The sequence below is a fragment of the Sphingomonas pruni NBRC 15498 genome (assembly GCF_001598455.1).
Classification (GTDB): Bacteria; Pseudomonadota; Alphaproteobacteria; order Sphingomonadales; family Sphingomonadaceae; genus Sphingomonas; species Sphingomonas pruni.
On the sequence record NZ_BCYZ01000061.1, the window covers coordinates 1 to 22,445 of the forward strand.

The window sequence follows — 22,445 nt, forward strand, 5'->3', positions numbered from 1 at the left end:
GCCGCAGACGGTGGGAAGGGTGAGGGTCAATGGATCAGATCAAATCTCCTAACAGTCCAGCGAACCTCGCTACTCACTCATCCGCGCGTCAGGCCTCAGTGCCCTCGCGCACCGGCTTGGGGGGATGAAGGCGCAATCGTTCGATGCGGCGCGAATCCGCTTCGAGCACTTCGAGAGTCCAGCCCGACGGAGTCTGCAGGCATTCGCCTTTGAGCGGCACGCGGCCGGCGAGCACCGCGGCGAGCCCACCCAGCGTATCGACATCCTCGTCATGCTCGGCGAGGCGTGGGTCGATCGTCTCGGCAACGTCCTCAAGCTCGACGCGCGCGTCGGCATCCCAGGCGCCGCCGTCGAGCGGTACAAGCAAATCCTCGGGCGCTTCGTCATGCTCGTCTTCGATGTCGCCGACGATCTCTTCGATCAGGTCCTCGATCGTGACCAGGCCTTCGGTGCCCGAATATTCGTCGAGCACGATCGCCAAGTGGACGCGCTTCGATCGCATGTCGGCGAGCAGGTCGAGCGCGCCGCGCGACATTGGGACATAGAGAGGCTGACGGATCAGGTCGGCGATGTCTTCGGGATGCGGCACGCCGGTCGCCAGGATCGCGAACACGTCCTTCACGTGGATCATCCCGATCACTTCGTCGAGGCTGCCGCGATAGACCGGCAAGCGGCTATGCCCCGCCTCGGCGAACAGCTTCACGAGATCGGCGAAGCTGGTCTTTTCCTCGATCGCGAGGATGTCCGCGCGAGGCACGCCGACATCGCCCGCATCGCGCTCGCCGAAATGGAGCAGGTTGCGTACCATCTGGCGCTCGAGCTGGGATAGGTCGCCGGCGGCATCGGGAGCCGGGTCATCCTCGTGACGTTCGATCACGTCCTCGAGCTGATCGCGCAGCGTCGGTTCGTGTTCTCCGAACAGCGACTTCAGCTTGCGCCAGATACTGTCGCCGGCGTCGGTACTGGGGCCCTCGGGCATTGTAGTCGGTCAGTCCTCTTCGATCAGATAGGGGTCGTCGATGCCGAGCGAGGCGAGCGCGTCGGTTTCGATCGCCTCCATCGCCTCGGCCTCGCGGTCGGTCATGTGGTCATAACCTAGCAGATGCAGCACGCCGTGCACGATCAAATGAGTCGCATGCGTTTCGATTGCGATATTGCGCTCCGCCGCCTCCGCCGCGCAGACGCCATGGGCCAGGACGATATCGCCCAGCAGCACCTCGCCGTCGTCCGAATTCTGCGTGACCGTCTCGAGCAGGTCGGTCTGGACCATCGGGAAGCTGAGGACGTTGGTCGGCTTGTCTTTGTGGCGGTATTGATGGTTGAGCGTGTGAACTTCGTCGTCCGAGGTCAGGCGGAGCGAAATCTCGACCGCGGCGGGAATGGTCAGCAACTCGCCGTGCGGCGTGCGGTCGATCGCCGCGCGGGCAGCGCGGTCGGCGAGGGCATCCCAATCGTGTTCGGGCCACGGATCTTCGTGGGTGAGGGCGATTTCAAGCATCAGCCGTGCGGTCCTTCATACGCCTCGACGATCCGCCCGACGATCGGATGGCGGACGACGTCGGCGGCGGTGAAGCGGCTCATCGCGATCCCCTCGATCCCCTCCAGCCGGGTGACCGCGTCGCGCAGGCCCGACGCCTCGACGCCGCCCGGCAGGTCGACCTGATTGGGATCGCCGCAGACCACCATGCGGCTGCGCTCGCCGAAGCGGGTCAGGAACATCTTCATCTGCGCCGGCGTGGTGTTCTGCGCCTCGTCGAGAATGATGAAGGCGTCGGCCAGGGTGCGCCCGCGCATGAAGGCGATCGGTGCGATCTCGATCTCGCCCGAGCTGATCCGCCGTTCGACCTGTTCGGCGGGCAGGCAATCGTTGAGCGCGTCGTACAAGGGGCGGAGATAGGGATCGACCTTCTCCTTCATGTCGCCGGGCAGGAAGCCGAGCTTCTCGCCCGCCTCGACCGCAGGCCGTGACAGGATCAGGCGCTGGACGCTGCCGGTGATCAGCTGCGACACCGCCTGCGCGACCGCGAGATAGGTCTTGCCGGTGCCCGCCGGCCCCAGCGCGAAGATCATGTCGTTGTTGGTCAGCTCGCGCATGTAATGCGCCTGCGCCGGTGTGCGCGGCACGATCGTCTTCTTGCGCGTCCGGATCATGATCGGCGGCGCCGGGCTGGCTTCCGCCGAGATGATGCCGTCCAGCACGGGCTCCGATGCCATGGCAATCGACGCGTCGACCAATCCGGTATCGATATCCTCGCCGCGCTGCAGCCGTTTGTAGAGATCGTAGAGCACGTCGCGGCCCATCGCGACCTGCTCGGCCGACCCTTCCAGTCCGACGCGGTTGCCGCGCGCGGTGATGTAGATGCCCAGCCGGTGTTCGAGCGCGACCAGATTCTGGTCATATTGCCCGAAAAGTTGCGCGAGCAGCTGTGGCTTGTCGAAGGTCAGCTCGACCCGGCTGCGTTCGCCGGATTGGGCGGGGACAGGCTTGCGGCTCATGCGGTCCTTTCGGGCTGTAGGGATAGCTGGTGCGGCGAATAGCCGGGTTTCATGACACCGCCGAACGAGGCCATGCGGAAAGATGTTCCGTCAGGCGTCAGGGCGGGAAGGGCGTCGCGCATCCAGGGCGGACGATGGCAGATCGGCGGCGGTGATGACAGCAGGAATTGATGCCAATCGTCGGGTCGGCGGCAAGTGTGCGATCGGCGCAACATCCTAAGGAGCGTTACGGGATCAAGTTTTCATCGTCATGCCGGACTCGTTCCGGCATCCGAGGTGCTGCGAGCGATATCGCCTGGGGCGCCTTGGACCCCGGGACGAGCCCGGGGTGACGATGGAAATCAGGCCGCCACGCGCACTCGCTCGATGCCGGCCAGCGAATTTGGGCCCGCGCTGACGATCTCGACCTCGACCAGATCGCCGACCTGCGCGTCGGTGATCAGATGGATCGACTGCAGCCAGGGCGACTTGCCGAGCATCTGGCCGGGCAGCTTGCCCCTGCGCTCGATCAGCACCTGACACGTGCGTCCGACGCTCGCGGCATTGAACGCAGCCTGGTCGCGGTTGAGCGCGGCCTGCAGGCGCTGCAGGCGGTCGTCCATCACTTCGGGCGCGATCTGACCGTCCATGTCCGCCGCCGGGGTGCCGGGGCGGGGGCTATATTTGAAGCTGAATGCCTGGGCGTAACCGACCTCGTCGATCAGGCTCAGCGTGTCCGCGAACTCGGCTTCGGTTTCGCCGGGGAAGCCGACGATGAAGTCGCCAGACAGCGCGATATCGGGCCGTGCTGTGCGGACGCGATCGAGGATACGCAGATAGGAATCGCGGCTGTGGCTGCGGTTCATCGCCTTGAGGATGCGGTCGTTGCCGGCCTGGACCGGCAGATGGAGGAACGGCATCAATTTCTCGACGTCGCGATGCGCCGCGATCAACCCGTCGGTCATGTCGTTGGGATGGCTGGTCGTGTAGCGGATCCGCGCCAGGCCCGGGATGCGATCCAGTTCGCGGATCAGCGCGCCGAGGTCGCGGTCACCGTCGCTCCAGGCATTCACATTCTGGCCGAGCAGGGTGATTTCCTTGGCGCCGGCATCCACCAGCGCCTTGGCCTCGTCGACCAGAGCATCCCACTGCCGGCTGATTTCGGCGCCGCGGGTATAGGGCACGACACAATAGGTGCAGAATTTGTCGCAGCCTTCCTGCACCGTCAGGAACGCGGTCGGGCCGACCTTGCGCCGCGCCGGAAGTGCGCCGAACTTCGACAGGACCGGCATGTCGGTATCGAGCCCGAGTTCGCCGCGCGATGCCTTGGCGACCAAGTCCGGAAGGTTGTGATAGGCTTGCGGACCGACGACAATGTCGACCTTGGCGCGATGCGCGATCTCGACGCCTTCGGCCTGGGCGACGCAGCCGGCGACCGCGATCATTGGATCCTTGCCGTGTTTCCTGAGGCGCCCGATGTCCGAATAGACCTTCTCGGTCGCCTTTTCGCGGATATGGCAGGTGTTGAGCACGACCAGATCGGCGGCATTGGCATCGTCGGTCGCGGTCAGGCCTTGCGCCGCCATCAGTTCGGCCATGCGCTCGCCGTCATAGACGTTCATCTGGCAACCGAACGATTTGACGTGAAAGGTCTTGGGATTGGTGGGCTTCGTCATGGGGCGGCGCCTATAGCAGGTCCTCTCCGGGACGGGGAGGGGTTCGTCCCGCCCAGACATCGTGGCCGATGAACGTCGGCACATCGTGGCCCAAAGTCGCGGCCAGCGCGTCGCGGATGCGGCGCATGCTTTCCGCCGCGATCGCCTTGCGGCCGGGGAATTCGCGCGGATCGAACGGATCGAGGAAGGTAATGCGCAATGGGAAGGTGCCGGGACGCGCGAGCACGCGCAGCGCATTGTCCTTGCCATGCTCGTCGCCGATCCAGCCGATATCCGGTCCGACTTCGCCATAATCGAGCAGTACCGGCTGGACGAGAACGCCGGCGGGCGGCGGCTCGAGCACTTTCAGCAGCGGCGACTTGAACGGCAGCAGCGAGCGTCCGTCGGTCGTGGTGCCTTCGGGGAAGACCGTGACCGACCAGTTTTCGGCGAGCGCCTCGCGCAGCCGGTTGATCTGCTCGGCAACGCCCAGCCTGTCTTCGCGCGATACGAAGACGGTACGGTTGAGGCTCGAGAGCCAACCCACCACCGGCGCCTTGCGCAATTCTGCCTTGGCCACGAACGCAGTGCCGCTCGCCCCGGCGATCGCCAGGATATCGATCCAACTGCAATGGTTGGAGATGTAGAAGACATCGCGTTTGAGCGGGATGCCTATCCGTTCTACGCGTGCACCCGAACAATAGCCGGCCCAGGCGAGAAACAGTCGCGGCCAGGGCGAGCTCAGGTGGAGAAAGCGCCAGCAATAATGGAGCGGAACGAACAGCAAGAGCCCGGCGACCATACCCGCAGCACGGCGCCAGATGCGAAGTCGGCCGGTCAGCGGGATTGGCTGGGGATTTCCCCTGGCCGCCTGAAGGCGCGCCTCAATCCTTGCGGGAGAGGCTGACTCCATACAGCTCCATCCGGTGATCGACCAGGCGGAAGCCGAGCTTCTCCGCGATCTGTTTCTGGAGCTGTTCGAGCTCGGGATCGACGAATTCGATGACCCGTCCGGTCTCGACGTCGATCAGATGGTCGTGATGCGCTTCCGGCGATGGTTCGTAGCGCGCGCGCCCGTCGCCGAAATCGTGGCGGTCGAGGATGCCGGCTTCCTCGAACAGGCGCACGGTGCGGTAGACGGTCGCGATCGAGATGCCGGGATCGATCGCCGACGCACGGGCATAGACCTTCTCGACGTCGGGATGATCCTCCGCTTCGCTCAACACGCGCGCGATCACGCGGCGCTGGTCGGTGATGCGCAATCCTTTTTCGTGACAAAGGGCTTCGAGGTCGATGCTGCGCGCCATCGGGGCGATATAGGCGCAACGTCGTTGTTGCGAAAGTGGAGAGTTATTCGCAATTAGCGGAGAGGTAGCGTGGCAACGACATGTCCTGGATCGTGCGGGGCGCGATCCGCCTCGTAGTCCCAAGCGCAAGCGAAGGAGTGGCGGCACGCGATTCAAAAGAAAAAGGCCAGGATTTCTCCCGGCCTTTCTCCTGCATCTTCCGGTCTCGCCCTACGGGCAACCCCAGCCCAATAGTCTACCGGGTCTTGCGACGCTTCGTGCCGAGACCGATCTTCTTCGCCAGGCTGCGGCGCTGTTCGGCATAGTTCGGCGCGACCATCGGATAGTCGGCGGCCAGGTTCCACTTGGCGCGATACTGTTCCGGGGTCATCTGATAATGCGTCATCAGGTGACGCTTGAGCATCTTGAGCTTCTTACCGTCCTCGAGGCAGACGATATAGTCGGGCTTGATCGAAGCACGGATCGAAACCGCCGGTTCCTGCTTCGGCTCAGGAGCGGGCGCCTGCGGGGTAAGGCGCGACAGTCCGCGATAAATGTTCTGGATAACCAGTTCGATATCCGAAACGGCGACGTTGTTGTTACCGAGATATTCGGCGGCAATATCGGCGGTCAACGTGACCAAGGTTTCCTGCATATCGTTGGTGTTGTCCATCGTGATTCCTTCGACCCTGTACGTAAGATTTGCGGTCCCCCAACGCCGCGGGGCTTTGATCCATTTTGGGTAGAAGCGCAAGGACTAACCCCAAGCAAATGAGATTATTCACGCAATCTTGCGATGAAGCGTTAGCGCCGAATAGGTCCGGCCGTCGACTCCGCGATAATAGTCGCGGCGCTCGCCAATCTTGGAAAAGCCAGAATTTCTGTACAATTTTATCGCATCGTTGCCGGCACGTACTTCGAGATGGATGCGCGAAATCTTGCGCGCAGCGCAATCGGCCATCACCGCGCGAAGCAACGCCGCGCCGACACCACGGCGGCGTGCTTCAGGCGCGACGGCGAGCAACAGCAATTCCGCTTCGTCCAGCACGCCGCGCGTCAGCGCAAATCCGACCGCACTGCCGTTAAGTTCCGCTATCGTCAGCCAGACTCCCGGAACCGCCAATATTCCAATGACCTGATTGCGCGTCCATGCCTCGCCCCAGCGAGGATCGAAGGCGTCGGCCATGATCCGGTCGATCCGGTCGAGATCGCGGACGTCGCCTTCGCGCAGATCGACCGCGGCGGTGCTCATGCGCCCGCCTTCCCGGGCGCCATCGGCTTGGCGTCGGGAGCGCGGCCGTAAATAGGGCGCGGCGGCAGGTCGATCAGGGCAGGGGGAAGCAGAACGACATCGGCCGCATCGGGCAGCCGTTCGCGCCCTCCGTGCGACAGGAACCGGACGCCGTTGCCGACCGCGGTCGCGTCGAGCCGCGCCATCGCTTCCGAGGGAGGAAGCGAGGCGAAATCGGCAGTGGCGACGAGCGGATCGCGGGCGAATGGCTGCATGAAGACTTCGCCATGCCCGCCTTCCAGCACCACCGCAAGCTGGTCGAGGTCGGCATCGGCGGCAAAGGCGGCGCCGGCGACTAGCGGCAAGCTGGAAAAACCGCGCACCGGTACGTTCCAACCCAGGCCAAGACCGCGCGCCGCGGCGATGCCGACGCGAATGCCGGTAAAGCTGCCCGGGCCGCAATCGACCAGGATCGCGTCAGCGCGACCGCCATCGGGCAGGCTCGCGATCATCGGCAGCAGGCGCTCGGCATGGCCACGCCCGACGACTTCGTGCGCCGATGCTACCACCGTCGCTTGCTCGATCAGGGCGACCGAACAGGCGGCAGTGGCGGTTTCGATGACGAGCGTGCGGGCCATGTCAGCCCGCTAGCGCAATTTTGCGGTCAGAGAACAGTGTTGAACTTCTCGAATGCGGGTCGCGGCAGGCGGCCGAAGATGCTCGCCGGGTCGCCATGGCCGAGCGTCGAGAGAATGGTCGAGCGGAAATTGGGCTGGTCGGCGAAGAACGCGGCATCGACCGCGGCATTGTCGAACCCCGTCATCGGGCCGGTGTCGAACCCCAAAGCGCGCGCCGCGATGATGAAATAGGCGGCCTGCAGCGTCGAGTTTAGGAAAGCGTGGCGCTCGCGCGATACCGGTTCGGCGAACCACGGGCGCGCGTCGACGTGCGGGAAGAATTCCGGCAGATGCTCGTGGAATTCCTTGTCGTACGCGATGATTACGCTGGCGGGCGCCTTGCGAATCTTGTCGGCGTTGTTCGCGCTGGCGAACCCGGCAAGCTTGTCCTTGGCGTCCTGGCTCAGCAGCCACACGAACCGCGCCGGTTGCTGGTTGGCCGACGTCGGGCCCATCTTAACGAGTTCGTAGATCGCCTTGATATCGTCCTGCGTGACGGGCGCGTCGGTATAGCCGTTATAGGTGCGCGCGGTACGAAAGATCGTGTCGAGCGCACTGTCCGTGAGCTTTTCGCCCATGGCCATTCTCCTGAGTGATGCGGTTGAAGGCCTCGGCCGGCGCGGATCAGACCGCGCGAACCTCGGTCACTTCGGGAACGTAATATTTGAGCAGTTGCTCGATGCCGTTCTTGAGCGTCGCGGTCGACGACGGACAGCCGGAACAGGCGCCCTGCATGCGCAGATAGACCTTACCCTTGTCGAACCCGCGATAGACGATGTCGCCGCCATCGTTCGCCACCGCCGGACGAACGCGCGTGTCGATCAGTTCGCGGATCTGGGCGACAATGTCGGCATCGGCGGGATCGTCATTCAGCCCGGCATCGTCTGCCGGGACGTTGATTCCTGCCGCGGTTGCCGGCTTGAACAGCGGCATGCCGGCCGAGAAATGGTCGAGCAGAATCGCCAGCACGTCGGGCTTGAGGCCCGGCCAGTCGATCCCCGGCGCCGCGGTGACCGAAACGAAGTCGCGGCCGAAGAACACCCCGGTGACGTCGCCCAGATTGAACAGCGCCTCCGCCAGCGGCGACGCGTCGGCCTCTTCCGGGGTCGCGAAGTCGCGGGTCCCGGCATCCATCACCGTCCGCCCCGGCAGGAACTTGAGCGTCGCTGGATTGGGCGTGGATTCGGTTTCGATCAGCATGGCAGCGATGTGGGACGGAACTTGCCCGGGATCAAGCGCCCAGGCGGAAACGCATTGTTGCGTTCCGGCAAGGGCGGATTGTTCGCCAAGGCGCTATTTCTCGCTTTCTTTCGGCAGGAACCCCAAAGCGAGGCCGTGATAGAGGCGCTCGCGGCAGACCAGGGCGGCGGCCCCCTCGGCGATGATCGCGGCCGCGAGGAGCGGCAGCATCAATCCACGGCTTCCCGTGGTTTCCGAGATGATGATCACCGCCGTCAGCGGTGCGCGGACTACGCCGGTAAAATAAGCGACCATGCCGAGCAGGATGACCGCGCCCGCGGGTTCGTGGGGGAAAAGCGCGTGAAGCACGTTGCCGACGCCCGCGCCGGTCGCGAGGCTGGGCGAAAAGATGCCGCCGGGTAACCCCGCGCCGGTCGTCACCAGGGTGCTGGCGAACTTCGCCGCGCCGAACCAGATCGGCGTATCGGTACCCTGGATCATCGCGCGCGCTGGCGCGTACCCCGTTCCCCAGGTCGTGCCGGTGGCAATGCCCAGCACCGCGACGATGAGCCCGCAGACGGCCGCGAGCATCAGCGGGCGCCCACCCGAAATGCGCCGCGCGCCGCCACGCGCGAACCATAAGGTCAATCGCGAGAACAGCCCGCCGGTCGTGCCTCCCAGGACACCGGCGATCGGTGCCACGACCAGCACCGTTCCGAGCGGCAGGGTTTGCCCGACGATGCCGAAATAGACGTAATCGCCGGCCACGCCCTGAGCGATCATCCCCGAAATCAACACCGCGGTCATGACGAGCAGGGTCATCCGTTGTTCGTACGCTGCGGCCAATTCCTCGATCGCGAAAGCGACGCCGGCGAGCGGCGTGTTGAAGGCGGCGGCCACGCCGGCCCCGGCCCCGGCGACGAGCACCGAAGCGTTGATAGGCACGCGCAGCACCTTGTGGGCATAGGCCATGATCGTCGCGCCGAGTTGCACCGTGGGGCCCTCACGCCCGACCGAGCCGCCGGCGGCAAGCGCGGCGGCGGTCAACACCGTCTTCAGGATCGCGGTTCGAGCCGAGGTGAGGTCGGTCGTCGCGCCCACCGGATCGCGCTTGGCGGCAATGATCTGCGGAATACCCGACCCGCGCGCCGTCGGGGCGTAGCGGTTGGTGATCCAGACGATCAGGACGTAGCTCACCGGCGTCAGGATCAGCGGAAGCCACCAATATTGCGCGACCATCGCATCGAACAGGCCGCTGGCCCGATCGGCTGCTCGGGCGAAGGCGATCGCCGCCAATCCGACCAACACCGCGCCACCGATGATCGCGGCGCGCCGACGCCACACGGCTGCGGTAGGGCCATGGCGGCGAAGGAGAATGCGCGTCCGCCGCAGCGCATCGCGTTGCGACATAGAAGGTGGGGAATCGACCATGGGGAGCCCGCTTAGGACCGGGCCGACGCCATTGCACCCAGAAAAGCGAGGTGACCGCGCGGCTTGTCGCCGACTCGGGCCGCGAGTTGGTGAGCCATCGCCGCGCCGGCTGGGCGCATGATCACGTCCGTCCGGCCAGCGTAGCATTTGTTTAGACCGGAAGCGGTGGGGCCCGCCTACCGGCGCGCCGGAAGGAGGAAGCTCCGCATCAGCGCGTCGAGCGACCAGGCGCCGCCGCCGCGGAAGATCAGCGGCAGCAGGATCGCTGCCCAGCTGAGATGCGTCGGCCAGGCATCGGGATAGACGAAGATCTCGATCGTCAGCGTCATGATGAACAAGGCGAGCGCCGAAAACCGGGTGAACAGCCCAAGCACCAGCAGGATCGAAAAGACATGCTCCGACCAGGTTGCCGCGACCGCGGCGATGTCGGGCGGAATCAGCGGCAGCGCATACTCGGTGCGGAACAGCTCGTACGTACCGTCGGTGATGTGGATGATGCCGTCGACCTTCGTCCGTCCGGACATGAAGAACACCGCTGCGATGCCGAGGCGCGCTACGAGGAGCAACAGGGCATCGGGCATCAGGCGCGACGCGAGACCGACGAAACGATCGTACAAGGCGATCAGCGAATTCATCTATTTTCCTCCTGGCCGGATCGGCCGGGATGCGGATTGCGCACCCCGGACGACATCGGATCACGCCTTGGGTGTCAGCGAGCCGTTGCCCTTGGGTGTCTTGATCGAGGTGCAGGTGCCGGCCTTGACCAGTTTCCAGGCGTCACCCTGATAATTGACCTTGGACGTGCCCGCGCAGGTGGTGCCGGCGCCGGCCTTGCAGTCGTTCTTGCCGGCGAGCGACACGCCATAGCACTTCTCCATCGCGGGCTTGGTCTGGGCCGAGGCGGAGGTGGCGAGAGCGGTGCCAGCGACGGCCAAGGCGAGCGTGGCGGCCAGAGTGGCGTGAGTGGAACGCATGAGAATTTTCCTTTGAATGGAGGTGCCCAGGGCGCGCGGCCCGGACGGGGGGATCGCCGGGCCGCGCGGTGACCGAGGAAGGAGGCAGGTAAAGCCCAGGTCACGATGCCGGTTCGGGGAGGGCCGAGCGGCGGTTACAAAAATGCCGGCGAGAATTTTACCGCCGCCGTGTAACCTCAGCCCCGGCTATGCCGAACTCCTGCCGAGGAGTGCAGATGCGGGCAAACGAGGACGAGTTGCGCGGGTTGATGATCGATGGGCTCGACGGCAATGCCGGCGCGCACACGGTGTTGCTGCGCCTGCTCGTGCCGTTGCTCCGTAGCTATTACCGGCGCCATGCCAATGGCTCCGCCGACGATATCGAGGATCTGGTGCAGGAAACGCTGATCGCCGTGCACACGCGCCGCGCCACCTACGATCGCGATCGTCCCTTTACTTCCTGGCTGTTCGCCATCGCGCGATACAAGATGATCGATCATTTCCGCAGGGTCCGGCGGCTGCAGCCGATCGAGGGCATGGAGGAGTTGCTAGTCGCCGAAGCGTTCGAGGGCGCGTCGATCGCGCGGATCGATGTCGACGAGTTGCTCGGCACGCTCCCGGTCAAGCAAGCGCGGATGATCCGCGCTACCCGGATCGACGGCCTGAGCGTCGCCGAAGCCGCGGCAGCCGATGGCCTGGGCGAATCGGACGTGAAGGTGTCGGTCCATCGCGGCCTAAAATCGCTGATGGCGCGCATTCAGGGAGGCGGCCAATGAATACCGACGACCTGATCGCGCAATTGTCGGCCGATGTCCCCCGCGTGCGGCGCCACACCGTCGGATGGCGGCTCGGTCTCGGCCTGGCCGGTGGGCTGATCGTGTCGCTGACGATCGTCGTCGCGGTCATGGGCGTACGTCCCGACCTGTCGGTCGCGATGCATGGTTTCTCGTTCTGGATGAAATGGGGCTACACGATCTCACTGTCGATCGCCGCGGTGGTGGTGACGGCGCAACTCGCGCGCCCCGACAGCGCGCGGCTGCGGTGGCTATGGCTGTTGGCGATCCCCGTGGCCCTGTTGGCTGGGTTGGGGGCGCTAGAATTGCTGCGCACGCCGCAGGGCGAATGGCTGGCAATGTGGCTGGGCGAGAGCTGGATGGTCTGTCCGTGGCGAGTGCTGACGCTGGCCGCGCCGATCTTCGTCGGCTTGCTCTGGTCATTCCGCCGCCTCGCGCCGACGCGCCTTCGCGCGGCAGGCGCCGCGGCGGGTCTGGCCGCCGGGGCGTTCGCGGCGACGGTCTATTGCATCCATTGCCCCGAAGTGTCGGCGATCTTCGTCCTGACCTGGTATTCGCTCGGAATCCTGCTGGCCGCATCGGCCGGTGCCTTGCTGGGGCCGCGCCTGCTGCGCTGGTAATTTGGCGACGGCTGTAACCGCGACAATCGGGCCCGCGAACCGGAAGAGCCAATGAGGCACAATCCTTTTCGGGAGACCCCAATGACCATTCTTCGTACCGGCGTCAGCGTCGCTACCGCCGCCGCAATCGTCGCGATCACCGCCGCCGCCGTGCCGAGTGCCGCGGTCGCCAAGGGCGGCGCCAAGATCCATTGCTATGGCGTCAACAGCTGCAAGGGTCAGTCCGACTGCAAGTCTGGCACGCACGACTGCAAGGGCCAGAACGACTGCAAGGGCCAGGGCTTCAAGGAAATGACCGCGAAGGCCTGCAAGACGGCCGGCGGCAGCCTGACGGCGCCGAACTGAGCATATCCGGGCCCGGTCGCCAACACGCGGCCGGGCCAATGCCCATTGCAGGAGATTAGACCGTGATCGCTCCGTTCGCCGGCTTCGGTTTGGGGCTGCGCAAGCCGCATTATGCCGAGTTTCTCGACCATCGGGTGGCGGTCGACTTTGTCGAGGTCATCTCCGAGAATTTCATGATCGACGGCGGGCGACCGCGCCAGATCCTGCGCGACGTAAGGGCGCGCTATCCGGTCGCGCTGCACGGCGTGTCGATGTCGATCGGATCGGCGGACGGGCTCGATGGCGCCTATCTCGCACGGCTGCGCGCGCTGATCGACGAGATCGATCCCCTGTTCGTCTCCGACCATTTGAGCTGGACGCGGATCGAGGGGTTCAGCTCGCACGATCTATTGCCCTTGCCCTACACGCGCGAAGCGCTCGACCTGGTCTGTGCCAATATCGATCGCGCTCAGGAAGCATTGGGCCGCGCGATGCTGATCGAGAATCCCTCGACCTATATCGACTTTGCCCCGGCCGACATGACCGAATGGCAATTTCTCGACGCGATGTGCGCCCGCACCGGATGCGGCTTGTTGCTCGACGTCAACAACGTCTTCGTGAGCGCGAGCAATCACGGCTTCGACCCCATCGCCTATCTGGACGGCGTGGCCCATGATCGCGTGCGCCAGATCCATCTGGCCGGACACAGCATGGGCGAGGATCTGCTCATCGACACGCACGATCGCCCGGTGCCGGGATCGGTATGGGACCTCTATGCGCATGTCCTGCCGCTTCTGGGGCCGGTGGCGACGATGATCGAGCGCGATGACGACATCCCGCCGCTGGCCGATCTACTCGGCGAATTGGCGGTGGCACGCACGATCGGCCGGCGGCACCTGAGGCGGGCGGCATGAGCCTGATCGAGCTTCAGCGCGATCTGCGTAATTGGCTGATCCGCGAGGATCGCTGGGCAGCACGGCGGCTCGGCGACGATTCCGCGCCGGGACTGCGCGTCTATCTGAACAATTATCGCGGCCAGCTCGTGGCGTGCCTGGAGGATAGTTTCGCGCGGACGCGCGACTGGCTGGGCGACGCGGCGTTCCGGCAAGCGGTGATCGCCCACATCGAGCGCGTGCCGCCGAGCAGCTGGACGCTCGACGCCTATTCGCGCGATTTTCCCGCGACGCTGGCGTTGCTCTACCCGGACGATCCCGAAGTCGCCGAACTGGCCTGGATCGATTGCGCGCTGGGTGAGGCATTCGTCGGGCCCGACGCGCCGGCGGCCGACGCCGCGATGCTGGGCGATGTCGATTGGGACAGCGCCACATTGCAGTTCACGCCGACGCTCGATGTCGGCGAACTGTCCACCAACGCACCGGCGATCTGGTCCGCTCTAGCGGTGGGCGACGTGCCGCCGGCGGCCGAGCCGTTGCCCGAAACGGGCGCCATTCTGGTCTGGAGACAGGAGCAGATTTCGCGCTTCCGCGCGATCGACCAGGTCGAGCGCCAGGCATTGCTGGCGGCGCGCGGCGGGCTGTCTTTCGCCGCCATGTGCGACGAGATCGTCGCGGCGCTCGGACAGGAGAGGGGAATCGCGTTCGCCGGCCAATTGCTCGGCCAGTGGCTGGCCGACGGGTTGATCACCAGGATCGAGGAAAGGTCTGTTTCGATATGAAGATGCTCTGGATCGCCTTGCTGGCCCTCACCGGCGCCTGTTCGACGCAGTCGAACGCGGCAGTCGATACCGCCAACCCGACGGTGGTTGAATTGTACCAGAGCCAGGGCTGCTCATCCTGCCCACCCGCCGACGCGGTGCTCAACGCACTCGCCGATCGTCCCGACGTCCTCGCGCTCAGCTTTGCGGTGACCTATTGGGACCAGCTCGGCTGGAAGGATACGTTCGCCGACCCCGCCTTCACGCAGCGCCAATGGGATTATGCTCGAGCAAGCGGCAGGACTTATGTCGCGACGCCGCAGATGGTGATCAATGGAAGTGGCGTCGTGACCGGCGGGGATCCCGCCCAAGTCGACGCCGCCATTCGCCGTGTCGGGCGTCCGGCAACCGGGCCGACCATTGGTCGGACGGGCGGGTCGCTCGCCATCGGCACTGGCAGGGGCAGTGCGACCGTGTGGCTGGTACGCTACGATCCGCGGACGATTGCCGTGCCGATCCGTGCCGGCGAGAACGGGGGCCGCACGATCGCGCACCGCAACGTGGTGCGCCAGCTGGTCCAGTTGGGACAATGGACCGGCGCCCCGTTACGTCTGGCGCTTCCGTCGGCCCCGACGGGTCTGTCCAGCGCGGTCCTGATCCAGCAAGGGCGCGGCGGAGCGATCATCGCCGCACGGCGGATCTGACCGGCATAGCCGCTAGCGTCTCGGCAGCGCATAGGCGATGACGCTGTCGCCGGCGGGCGTCTCCATGAAATGGTGCCCGCCGGCGAAGATCGCCAGATATTCGCGGCCGTCCTGCTGATAGACGATCGGCGTCGCCTGGCCGCCAGCGGGGAGTGGAGCGGACCAGACGGTCTTGCCGGATTTGAGGTCGATCGCGCGGATTAGATCGTCGGTTGCCGCGGCGATGAAGATCAGCCCGCTCGCCGTCGTGACCGCGCCGCCATTGTTCGGCGTGCCGATCGTCAGCGGCAGCATCGTCGGCAGGTTGAACGGACCGTTGCGGCGTGCGGTGCCGAGCGGGCGGTCCCACAGCGTCTGGCCGGTCGCGATGTCGATGGCGCGGATGCCGCCATAAGGCGGGCGCTTGCACATCAATTTGGTGAAGGGCATCCGCCAGCCGGCATTGACGTCGATTGCATAGGGCACGCCCCATTGCGGATCGACCGAATGCGATTTGCTCGAAATCTCTTTCGAGGCGAAGCGCGGCTTGATCCCCATCTTGTCGGCCTCGGCCCGCGGCAACAGCCGGACCAGGTTGGGCGTATCGTTGTAATTGGCGATCAGGATGCCGCGAACCGGGTCGATCGAGACGCCGCCCCAGTCGCTGCCGCCATTATAGCCGGGATATTCGACGCTGTTGCGGCCGACGTTCGGAGGCGTGAACTCGCCGCGATAGTCGGCGCGTTTGAACTGGATGCGGCACAGCATCTGATCGATCGGCGACATGCCCCACATGTCGGACTCGACCAGCGGCGGCTTGCGCAGCGTCTGCCACAGCGACACGATCTGGCGCGGCGCGCGCTCCGACGGTTCGATCCCCCCTTGCGGTGCGGCGATCGACCCGATCGGCGTCAGCGCGCGCCCGGTGGCCCGATCGAGGATGTAGAGATCGCCCTGTTTCGAGGGCACGATCAGGGCCGCGGTGCCCTTATAGTCGATCAACGAGGGCGGGCTGCCGAAGTCGTAATCCCAGACATCCTTCTTGACCGCTTGGAAACTCCAGCGCGGCTTGCCGGTGGTCACGTCGATCGCGACGATCGAGCTCGAATAGGCATTTTCCTGCGGCGTGCGGCCAGTCGAGATATAATCGTCCGCGACATTGCCGAGAGGCACGTAGACCAGCCCGAGTTTCTCGTCGCCGGCGCTGCCGGTCCACATGTTGGGCGTGCCGCGCGCCCAAGTCTGGCCTGCCGGCGGATAGCCGGTCCAGTCGGGATGGACCATGTCCCAGGCCCAGGCGAGCTTGCCCGTCTTCGCGTCGAAGCCCTGGATCACGCCCGACGGCGCGCCGCGATACTGGCCGTCCAGGATCTGGTGTCCGACGACGACGATGCCGCGCACGATGCTGGGCGCCGAATTGATCGAGGCGAGGCCGGGATAAACCTGGCCCATGCCGATCTTGGTGTCCTGCTGACCGGTGCCGTTGAATTCGGCGCAGGGCGCGCCGGTCGCCGCATCGAGCGCGATCAGCCGGGAATCGAGCGTGCCCTCGATGATCCGCGAGGCGCAGGGTGTCCCCGCCGCCTCTCCAGGTACCTGGTAATAGGCCACGCCCCGGCACGCAGTAGTATACGGAATCCAGGCGTCAGGGACCTTGGGGTCGAAGCGCCATGCTGTCTTGCCCGTCGCGGCGTCGAGCGCGACCACCACATTCTTGGCAGTGCACATATAGAGCAGGTTGCCGACCTTGAGCGGCGTGTTCTCGGTCCCATAGAGCTTCCGGAAGGCCGCGCTGGTCGGAGTGCCGCCGGTATGCGTCTCCCACGCTTTTTGCAGCTTGCCGACATTGTCGGGCGATATCTGGGTCAGCGGCGAATAACGCCAATTAGCGTAAGTCCCGCCATAGGTGGGCCAGTCGCCGCCGGTCGCGAGCCCTGACGGATCGGTCATGCCCGGCGACATTTGCGCCGGCAGCGCGAGCGAGGGCGACCCGCCCCCGGCCAACAGGCCGAATATCGCGATGACCGTTACGAGGGCGCCGGCGATCCCACCGCCCGCCCATTTCCAGCGGTTGCGATCGCTGGTCAGCGTCGGCATCACCAATGCAACCGCGATCAGCAGCACGAATGGCGCGATCAGCCAGGGCACCATCGCCCAGGCGTTGCCGCGTGCCTCGGCGAGCCCCCAGATCGCGCTCAGCACGAACAGCGCGCAATAGATCCAGCCGCCAAGCAGTCGTCCGCGAAACAGGAACCAGGCCGAGGCGAGCATCGCGATACCGGCGATCAGATAGTAGATCGACCCGCCGAGTACCGCGAGGTAGGCGCCGCCCACCGTCAACACGAGGCCGATCAGGCCGATCAGCACAGCGATGATGATGGCTGGCCAGCTGCGTCCCATGGTCGTCTCCGTCGGTTCGGGAAGCGGGCGTGCAGGCGCGCTTCGTTGCGCCGTTAACGAAGCAGGAGTGGGGGCCGTTCCGGCGCGTAGCAATCGATTACCAATTCGAGAGCGCCCGGCGCGGAGTAAATCCGCGCCGTCGGTCGGCGCTTGGCAGCGCCGCCGTCCGGACTGATCGCAGGTGCGGAATAGCCAGAGCTATTCCGCTGCGATCAGTCAGACATCCATCTGCTTCACAGCGTCGTTCCACGCCATCACGTTGTCGCGTGCTTCCTGGACGAAGGCCGAGCGGCGGACGACGTTGAGAAAGGTGTCGGCGATCCACTTGCCCGGATTGCGCAGCGGACGTTTGATCTGGATGAGCAGGACGACCCGGATATTGTCGGTGTCGTTCCACACCTCATGGTCATAAGTGTCGTCGAACACCAAAGTCTCGCCCTCGGCCCAGCGAACGATGCGGTTGTCGACCCGCATCCGGACATCGCCATCGCGGGGCACGACCAGCCCGAGATGGCAGGTTATAAGCCCCTTGGTCACGCCACGATGGGCGGGGATGTGCGTGCCCGGCGCGAGGATCGAGAAAAATGCGCTGTTGAGGTCGGGGATCTTGGCGACGGTCGCCGTCGTCACTGGACAGCGTTCGAGATTATCTTCGACGCAATAACCATAGCCCCACAGGAAGAAGCTGCGCCACTTGTTGACCGGGGCGATCGCGCGATGGTCGGGCGAGATGCTCGAGAGGGAGGGCGATTTGTCACCCATCGCCGCGTTGAGCATCTCGTCGCGGATCGCCTGCCAATTGTCGCGCAGATGCTGCGTCCAGGGGAAGTCACGGACGTCGAGTACGGGGTCGTTCGGCACGAGCGACGACGATGCGATCAGTCGGTCGAAGAACCCACGCAAATGCTTGCCATAGCGGATGATGAACGGCCGCTTCTCAGCCTTGCCGCCGATCGGAACGCGATTCGATTGGGGCGTACCGGATATCACGGTCATGTTGGGCACGCTGCCATCGGCGACATTGCCCGATTTCCGCCGCAATACCGGCGGCTGCAGCTGTTGATCGACGCTCACAAAGCCTCTTCATCGTCCAACGGGACCGGCACCAACGTCGCACGAGGACCGATCGAGCCAACAAATGTCGAATACGCTACGCTGATGCGGCAGCGCACAATTGCCGCTAACCCTGATCTGGGTCGAAAAAATGGCGACACAAGGGGCAGGATGTGACCTTTTGCCATTCGGGTTGCCTTCGGGCGAGGACGGTTGCCGCTCGCCTGGCGACGCCCTACACAGGCCGTATGGCCATTACGTTCCGCGTTCCGCGTCTCGCCGTCCTCGTCACCATTGCCCTCGGGATGTCGCTTCCGGCGATTGCCCAGCAGACCGCCCCGACGGCAGCCGCGCCGCTTGCCGTCCGTCCGGAAGTCGACCGCTCGCCCTGGCTGTTCAAGGGCAGCGACATCACCCCCGATCCCGAATGGCATTTCGGGACCCTGCCCAACGGCTTGCGCTATGCGGTGCGCAAGAACGGCGTGCCGCCCGGTCAGGTGTCGATCCGCGTGCGTATCGATGCGGGTTCGCTGTACGAGGATGACAGCGAACAGGGCTATGCCCATTTCATGGAACATCTGGTGTTCCGTGGCAGCCAATATGTTGCCGACAATGAGGCGAAGCGCACCTGGCAGCGTCTGGGCGCGACCTTCGGCAGCGACACCAATGCCCAAACCACCTTCACCCAGACCGTGTTCAAGCTCGATCTGCCGTCCGCCACGCCGGCCACGGTCGACGAGAGCCTGAAGATCCTGTCGGGAATGATGGAAGCGCCGAGCTTCGACGATAAGGTCGTCAATTCGGAACGGCCGGTAGTGATGGCCGAACAGCGCGAGGCGCCGGGGCCGCAGGTTCGCTTCGGCGATGCCCAGCGCGCGACGATCTTCGCCGGCCAGCCGTTCGCGACGCGCTCGCCGATCGGCACGGTCAAGACGCTGGAGGCGGCCACCGCCGCCAGCCTGCGCGCGTTCCACGACAGATGGTACCGGCCCGAACGCGCGGTCGTGATCATCTCGGGCGATATCGATCCGCTCGTGTTCGAGACGCTGGTCGACAAGAATTTTTCGAGCTGGAAGGGCAAGGGGCCCAATCCGGCCGACCCCGATTTCGGCACGCCCGCGACCAAGCAGCCGACCACCGGCACGCTCGTCGAGCCCGGCCTGCCGACCTTGGTGTCGATGGCGGTGCTGCGCCCTTGGCATTTCAACAACGACCTGGTCATCTTCAACCAGAAGCGCCTGGTCGACCTGATCGCGGTGCAGATCATCAACCGCCGGCTGGAATCGCGGGCGCGAGCCGGGGGCAGCTTCCTTCAGGCGCAAGTCAGCCTCGACGACGTGTCGCGTTCCGTCAACGGGACGTTCGTCAACATCGTGCCCGTCGGCAACAATTGGGAACAGGCGCTGAAGGACGTGCGCGCGGTGATCGCCGATGCGCAGGCCAATCCGCCGAGCCAGGCCGAGTTGGATCGCGAGCTCGCCGAATATGACGCCGCGATGAAGAACGGCGTCGACACGTCGCGGGTAGAGGCGGGGTCGGCACAGGCCGACAACATGGTCCAGGCGCTCGATATCCGCGAGACGGTCGCGGCGCCCGACGTGTCGTACAAGATCCTGACCGACGCACGCGCCAAGGGCATGTTCACGCCCGCGTCGATCCTGGCATCGACCAAGCGCGTCTTCCAGGGCGATGCGACCCGCGCCTTCATCTCGACGCCGACCGCCGATCCGGCGGCAGCGACCAAGCTGGCAGCAGCTCTCGACGCCGACGTGTCCAAGCTGGCGCCCAAGCGTACCGCGCTGGCGGCGATCGACTTTTCCAAGCTGCCGCCGCTGGGCCCCCCGGGCAAGGTCGTCAGCAACGAGAGCATTCCCGACCTGGAGATGCAGAAAGTCGTTTTCGCCAACGGCGTACGCTTGCTGCTGTTCGTCAATTCGAGCGAGACCAACCGCGTCTATGTCCGCGTGCGTTGGGGTGGAGGGTATAATGCCATCCCGTCCGACCATCGCACGCCGGCCTGGGCAGGCGATATGGCGCTGGTGCCGAGCGGGATCGGCAAATTGGGCCAGGAACAGCTCGACCAATTGGCGACCGGCCGTCGGCTGGGCTTCGATTTCGGGATCGACGACGATGCCTTCACGCTCGCCGGTGTCAGTTCGCCGCAGGACTACAAGGATCAGCTCCGCCTGTTCGCCGACAAGTTGAAGGCGCCGGGTTGGGACCCGGCGCCGCTGGCCCGCGCGAAGGCAGTGATGCTCGCCGGCTATCCGGGACTTGATTCGTCGCCCGACGGTGTGCTCAACCGCGACCTCGAATGGTTCCTGCACGACAAGGATCCACGCTGGGGGATTCCGCCCGCGGCCACCGTGTCGGCGCTGACCCCGGCGCAGTTCCGCACCTTCTGGCAGCCGATCCTGGCTTCGGGCCCGATCGAGGTGGAAGTGTTTGGCGACGTCAAGGGCGAGGAGGCGATCAACGCCGTCGCGGCGACGTTCGGTGCGCTGAAGCCGCGCGCGGCACCCGCCGCGGCAGCGTCGCCGATCAAATTCCCCGCGCATAATGCCACGCCGGTGGTGCGGACGCATTCGGGCCAGGAGAACCAGGCTGTCGCGTTGATCGCCTGGCCGACCGGCGGTGGCGTCGAGGGCATTCCGGAAAGCCGCAAGCTCGACGTATTGGCGCAGGTATTCAGCGACCGGCTCTACGACCGGCTGCGCACCGAAGCGGGTGCGAGCTATTCGCCGAGCGTCGGGTCGAGCTGGCCCGACGGTGCCGCCAGCGGCGGACGGATCATGGCGATCGGCCAGGTGCCGCCCGACAAGACCGACCTGTTCTTCCGCCTGTCGCGGGAGATTGCGAGCGACCTGGTCAAGAATCCGATCAGCGACGACGAGTTGCAGCGGGCGAAGACGCCGATGCAGCAATATGTCATGCGCGCCTCGACCGGGAACACTTTCTGGCTCAATCTGCTAGGGGGAGCGTCCTTTGATCCCCGCAAGATTGCCGCGGCGCGCAGCATTTTACTCGACTATCAGAACGTGACGGCTGCCGAGCTGCAGGCGGTGGCGGCCAAGTATCTGCGCCCCGACAAGGACTGGACGATGGAAGTGGTGCCCAAGGCGGTCGCGGCCAAGGAAGGGCTGAGCGTGGCGGGCGGGGCGCAGTAAGCGGCTGGCGGCGCGCCGGCGCGCCGCGCATGCTCCAAGGATCACAGGTCCCATTCCGGGAGCCGCTCGGCGGAGCGTGCGCCGGGCACGGCCAACCGCGCTCGGCCGATCGCAATCCGAAGCCGATTTTAACCTTTTGTTAACTATCTCCGGTCACTTTTAGGCAACATTCTGAAAACAAGTTGATTTAGCCTGAGAGAAGGGGGCAGAGATGCGCTGGTCCTTGATGGGAACGGTGGCGCTGAGCGTCGTCCTGGCAGGATGTTCTACGGGCCCGAAAGCTGTGGTGAGCGTTGCCGCGGGAGCGCCGGTGGAGCAGCCGACGGGGTGGCGCGCGACCGCGACGTCGGACGATCAGCGGCGAATCGACGACCTCACCGGCCGCATGCAGCGCATGCTCGCAGCCCTTCCGGCGACCATGCGGGCGCGGGTCGCGGCGCAAGGGATGTTGCTCAACCCGACCGCTGGGCTCGATGCGCCGACGCTGTCTCCGGGATCCTATCAATGCCGGCTCGTCAGGGTCGGCGGTCGGCGTGGCGTGGTCAGCTACAAGTCCGATTTCTGCTATATCGCTATGGTCGACGGAAAGCAGAGCTTCACCAAGCAGACCGGAACGCAATTGCCCGGTGGCTGGCTGTTCGACGACGATAGCGGCAAGCGCCTGATCTTCCTGGGCACGCTGCGTCCGCAACAGGCCCCTTCCGCGCCGCCTTACGGGGAAGTACGGCAACGCGACGTCGCCGCGGTGATCGAGCGCATCGCGCCGTTCCGCTGGCGGATGGCGCTCGTCAAGAATGACGGGCAGGGCGACCAGACGCTCGACATCTACGAACTGATCCCGGTGGTGAACGGGTCGAGCTGAC

24 protein-coding genes are annotated in these 22,445 nt (G+C 65.3%); 8 read left to right on the forward strand and 16 right to left on the reverse strand.

From position 1 onward, the window contains the following. Positions 1–88 precede the first annotated feature (88 nt). The 14 genes from SPR01S_RS16160 to SPR01S_RS16225 form a co-directional block, all read right to left on the reverse strand. On the reverse strand, positions 89–979 hold the full coding sequence (locus SPR01S_RS16160; RefSeq protein ID WP_066591228.1) for a hemolysin family protein: 891 nt from the start codon (positions 977–979) through the stop codon (positions 89–91). 9 nt (positions 980–988) lie between these two features. After that, positions 989–1,498, reverse strand: a complete 510-nt coding sequence (gene ybeY / locus SPR01S_RS16165) for an rRNA maturation RNase YbeY (protein WP_066591230.1) — start codon at positions 1,496–1,498, stop codon at positions 989–991. Further along, positions 1,498–2,496, reverse strand: a complete 999-nt coding sequence (locus SPR01S_RS16170; RefSeq protein WP_066591232.1) for a PhoH family protein — start codon at positions 2,494–2,496, stop codon at positions 1,498–1,500. The genes ybeY and SPR01S_RS16170 overlap by 1 nt, the downstream gene beginning before the upstream one ends. A 341-nt stretch (positions 2,497–2,837) precedes the next feature. Next, positions 2,838–4,151 carry a tRNA (N6-isopentenyl adenosine(37)-C2)-methylthiotransferase MiaB gene (miaB, locus tag SPR01S_RS16175; RefSeq protein ID WP_084251251.1) on the reverse strand — a complete coding sequence of 438 codons (1,314 nt, stop codon included), beginning with the start codon at positions 4,149–4,151 and terminating at the stop codon, positions 2,838–2,840. A 10-nt stretch (positions 4,152–4,161) separates the two neighbouring features. After that, the gene (locus SPR01S_RS16180) at positions 4,162–4,932 is read right to left on the reverse strand and encodes a lysophospholipid acyltransferase family protein (protein WP_369405274.1); all 771 of its coding nucleotides are present in this window, start codon (positions 4,930–4,932) and stop codon (positions 4,162–4,164) included. 82 nt (positions 4,933–5,014) lie between these two features. Continuing rightward, complete coding sequence (locus SPR01S_RS16185; protein WP_066591236.1) at positions 5,015–5,437, reverse strand: Fur family transcriptional regulator; 423 nt, start codon at positions 5,435–5,437, stop codon at positions 5,015–5,017. 235 nt (positions 5,438–5,672) lie between these two features. Then, entirely contained in the window at positions 5,673–6,089 is a 417-nt protein-coding gene (locus SPR01S_RS16190; RefSeq protein ID WP_066591237.1) for a Ros/MucR family transcriptional regulator, read from the reverse strand. Positions 6,090–6,197: 108 nt separating this feature from the next. Further along, a complete protein-coding gene (gene rimI / locus SPR01S_RS16195) occupies positions 6,198–6,668 on the reverse strand; it encodes a ribosomal protein S18-alanine N-acetyltransferase (protein ID WP_066591238.1) in 471 nt (156 codons plus the stop codon). Continuing rightward, a complete protein-coding gene (tsaB, locus tag SPR01S_RS16200; RefSeq protein WP_066591242.1) occupies positions 6,665–7,285 on the reverse strand; it encodes a tRNA (adenosine(37)-N6)-threonylcarbamoyltransferase complex dimerization subunit type 1 TsaB in 621 nt (206 codons plus the stop codon). Before tsaB ends, rimI begins: the two co-directional genes overlap by 4 nt. 26 nt (positions 7,286–7,311) lie before the next feature. After that, the gene (locus SPR01S_RS16205; RefSeq protein ID WP_066591277.1) at positions 7,312–7,902 is read right to left on the reverse strand and encodes a malonic semialdehyde reductase; all 591 of its coding nucleotides are present in this window, start codon (positions 7,900–7,902) and stop codon (positions 7,312–7,314) included. 46 nt (positions 7,903–7,948) lie between these two features. After that, positions 7,949–8,524, reverse strand: a complete 576-nt coding sequence (locus SPR01S_RS16210; protein ID WP_066591244.1) for a NifU family protein — start codon at positions 8,522–8,524, stop codon at positions 7,949–7,951. A gap of 93 nt (positions 8,525–8,617) precedes the next feature. Beyond that, complete coding sequence (locus tag SPR01S_RS16215) at positions 8,618–9,913, reverse strand: chloride channel protein (RefSeq protein WP_066591246.1); 1,296 nt, start codon at positions 9,911–9,913, stop codon at positions 8,618–8,620. A gap of 197 nt (positions 9,914–10,110) precedes the next feature. Then, positions 10,111–10,569: a DoxX family protein gene (locus SPR01S_RS16220; RefSeq protein ID WP_066591248.1), complete on the reverse strand. Its 459-nt coding sequence runs from the start codon at positions 10,567–10,569 to the stop codon at positions 10,111–10,113. Between the two features lie 60 nt (positions 10,570–10,629). After that, positions 10,630–10,908 (reverse strand): BufA1 family periplasmic bufferin-type metallophore, encoded by a 279-nt coding sequence (locus tag SPR01S_RS16225; RefSeq protein WP_066591250.1) that lies wholly within the window; start codon positions 10,906–10,908, stop codon positions 10,630–10,632. A 215-nt stretch (positions 10,909–11,123) separates the two neighbouring features. Here SPR01S_RS16225 and SPR01S_RS16230 point away from each other — a divergent pair, with 215 nt between their 5' ends. The 6 genes from SPR01S_RS16230 to SPR01S_RS16255 all read left to right on the forward strand — a co-directional run bounded on the left by SPR01S_RS16230 (position 11,124) and on the right by SPR01S_RS16255 (position 14,983). After that, on the forward strand, positions 11,124–11,663 hold the full coding sequence (locus tag SPR01S_RS16230) for a sigma-70 family RNA polymerase sigma factor (RefSeq protein WP_066591252.1): 540 nt from the start codon (positions 11,124–11,126) through the stop codon (positions 11,661–11,663). Then, complete coding sequence (locus SPR01S_RS16235) at positions 11,660–12,301, forward strand: DUF1109 domain-containing protein (protein WP_066591254.1); 642 nt, start codon at positions 11,660–11,662, stop codon at positions 12,299–12,301. The genes SPR01S_RS16230 and SPR01S_RS16235 overlap by 4 nt, the downstream gene beginning before the upstream one ends. Positions 12,302–12,382: 81 nt before the next feature. After that, the gene (gene bufA2 / locus SPR01S_RS16240) at positions 12,383–12,646 is read left to right on the forward strand and encodes a BufA2 family periplasmic bufferin-type metallophore (RefSeq protein WP_066591255.1); all 264 of its coding nucleotides are present in this window, start codon (positions 12,383–12,385) and stop codon (positions 12,644–12,646) included. Between the two features lie 62 nt (positions 12,647–12,708). After that, on the forward strand, positions 12,709–13,539 hold the full coding sequence (gene bufB, locus SPR01S_RS16245) for an MNIO family bufferin maturase (protein ID WP_066591256.1): 831 nt from the start codon (positions 12,709–12,711) through the stop codon (positions 13,537–13,539). Further along, positions 13,536–14,300, forward strand: coding sequence for an HvfC/BufC N-terminal domain-containing protein (locus SPR01S_RS16250; protein ID WP_066591258.1), 765 nt, complete (start codon positions 13,536–13,538; stop codon positions 14,298–14,300). The genes bufB and SPR01S_RS16250 overlap by 4 nt, the downstream gene beginning before the upstream one ends. Beyond that, positions 14,297–14,983, forward strand: coding sequence for a DUF1223 domain-containing protein (locus SPR01S_RS16255; protein ID WP_066591260.1), 687 nt, complete (start codon positions 14,297–14,299; stop codon positions 14,981–14,983). Before SPR01S_RS16250 ends, SPR01S_RS16255 begins: the two co-directional genes overlap by 4 nt. Positions 14,984–14,995: 12 nt before the next feature. On the opposite strand, the gene SPR01S_RS16260 is transcribed toward SPR01S_RS16255, so the two are convergent. Next, entirely contained in the window at positions 14,996–17,362 is a 2,367-nt protein-coding gene (locus SPR01S_RS16260) for a membrane-bound PQQ-dependent dehydrogenase, glucose/quinate/shikimate family (protein ID WP_066591262.1), read from the reverse strand. Positions 17,363–17,578: 216 nt separating this feature from the next. Further along, entirely contained in the window at positions 17,579–18,436 is an 858-nt protein-coding gene (locus SPR01S_RS16265; protein ID WP_245662051.1) for an aspartyl/asparaginyl beta-hydroxylase domain-containing protein, read from the reverse strand. 227 nt (positions 18,437–18,663) lie between these two features. Between SPR01S_RS16265 and SPR01S_RS16270 the strand changes: the two genes are divergently transcribed. Next, positions 18,664–21,582 carry a M16 family metallopeptidase gene (locus SPR01S_RS16270; RefSeq protein ID WP_066591267.1) on the forward strand — a complete coding sequence of 973 codons (2,919 nt, stop codon included), beginning with the start codon at positions 18,664–18,666 and terminating at the stop codon, positions 21,580–21,582. A gap of 211 nt (positions 21,583–21,793) precedes the next feature. Next, complete coding sequence (locus SPR01S_RS16275; protein ID WP_066591268.1) at positions 21,794–22,444, forward strand: DUF4893 domain-containing protein; 651 nt, start codon at positions 21,794–21,796, stop codon at positions 22,442–22,444. Position 22,445: the final 1 nt, after the last annotated feature.

What these genes read in the sequence shown, in the direction of transcription:
- SPR01S_RS16160 (WP_066591228.1), bottom strand. Translation starts at nt 979, where the DNA reads ATGCCCGAGGGCCCCAGTACCGACGCCGGCGACAGTATCTGGCGCAAG.
- ybeY (WP_066591230.1), bottom strand. Translation starts at nt 1,498, where the DNA reads ATGCTTGAAATCGCCCTCACCCACGAAGATCCGTGGCCCGAACACGAT.
- SPR01S_RS16170 (WP_066591232.1), bottom strand. Translation starts at nt 2,496, where the DNA reads ATGAGCCGCAAGCCTGTCCCCGCCCAATCCGGCGAACGCAGCCGGGTC.
- miaB (WP_084251251.1), bottom strand. Translation starts at nt 4,151, where the DNA reads ATGACGAAGCCCACCAATCCCAAGACCTTTCACGTCAAATCGTTCGGT.
- SPR01S_RS16180 (WP_369405274.1), bottom strand. Translation starts at nt 4,932, where the DNA reads ATGGTCGCCGGGCTCTTGCTGTTCGTTCCGCTCCATTATTGCTGGCGC.
- SPR01S_RS16185 (WP_066591236.1), bottom strand. Translation starts at nt 5,437, where the DNA reads ATGGCGCGCAGCATCGACCTCGAAGCCCTTTGTCACGAAAAAGGATTG.
- SPR01S_RS16190 (WP_066591237.1), bottom strand. Translation starts at nt 6,089, where the DNA reads ATGGACAACACCAACGATATGCAGGAAACCTTGGTCACGTTGACCGCC.
- rimI (WP_066591238.1), bottom strand. Translation starts at nt 6,668, where the DNA reads ATGAGCACCGCCGCGGTCGATCTGCGCGAAGGCGACGTCCGCGATCTC.
- tsaB (WP_066591242.1), bottom strand. Translation starts at nt 7,285, where the DNA reads ATGGCCCGCACGCTCGTCATCGAAACCGCCACTGCCGCCTGTTCGGTC.
- SPR01S_RS16205 (WP_066591277.1), bottom strand. Translation starts at nt 7,902, where the DNA reads ATGGGCGAAAAGCTCACGGACAGTGCGCTCGACACGATCTTTCGTACC.
- SPR01S_RS16210 (WP_066591244.1), bottom strand. Translation starts at nt 8,524, where the DNA reads ATGCTGATCGAAACCGAATCCACGCCCAATCCAGCGACGCTCAAGTTC.
- SPR01S_RS16215 (WP_066591246.1), bottom strand. Translation starts at nt 9,913, where the DNA reads ATGTCGCAACGCGATGCGCTGCGGCGGACGCGCATTCTCCTTCGCCGC.
- SPR01S_RS16220 (WP_066591248.1), bottom strand. Translation starts at nt 10,569, where the DNA reads ATGAATTCGCTGATCGCCTTGTACGATCGTTTCGTCGGTCTCGCGTCG.
- SPR01S_RS16225 (WP_066591250.1), bottom strand. Translation starts at nt 10,908, where the DNA reads ATGCGTTCCACTCACGCCACTCTGGCCGCCACGCTCGCCTTGGCCGTC.
- SPR01S_RS16230 (WP_066591252.1), top strand. Translation starts at nt 11,124, where the DNA reads ATGCGGGCAAACGAGGACGAGTTGCGCGGGTTGATGATCGATGGGCTC.
- SPR01S_RS16235 (WP_066591254.1), top strand. Translation starts at nt 11,660, where the DNA reads ATGAATACCGACGACCTGATCGCGCAATTGTCGGCCGATGTCCCCCGC.
- bufA2 (WP_066591255.1), top strand. Translation starts at nt 12,383, where the DNA reads ATGACCATTCTTCGTACCGGCGTCAGCGTCGCTACCGCCGCCGCAATC.
- SPR01S_RS16250 (WP_066591258.1), top strand. Translation starts at nt 13,536, where the DNA reads ATGAGCCTGATCGAGCTTCAGCGCGATCTGCGTAATTGGCTGATCCGC.
- SPR01S_RS16255 (WP_066591260.1), top strand. Translation starts at nt 14,297, where the DNA reads ATGAAGATGCTCTGGATCGCCTTGCTGGCCCTCACCGGCGCCTGTTCG.
- SPR01S_RS16260 (WP_066591262.1), bottom strand. Translation starts at nt 17,362, where the DNA reads ATGGGACGCAGCTGGCCAGCCATCATCATCGCTGTGCTGATCGGCCTG.
- SPR01S_RS16270 (WP_066591267.1), top strand. Translation starts at nt 18,664, where the DNA reads ATGGCCATTACGTTCCGCGTTCCGCGTCTCGCCGTCCTCGTCACCATT.
- SPR01S_RS16275 (WP_066591268.1), top strand. Translation starts at nt 21,794, where the DNA reads ATGCGCTGGTCCTTGATGGGAACGGTGGCGCTGAGCGTCGTCCTGGCA.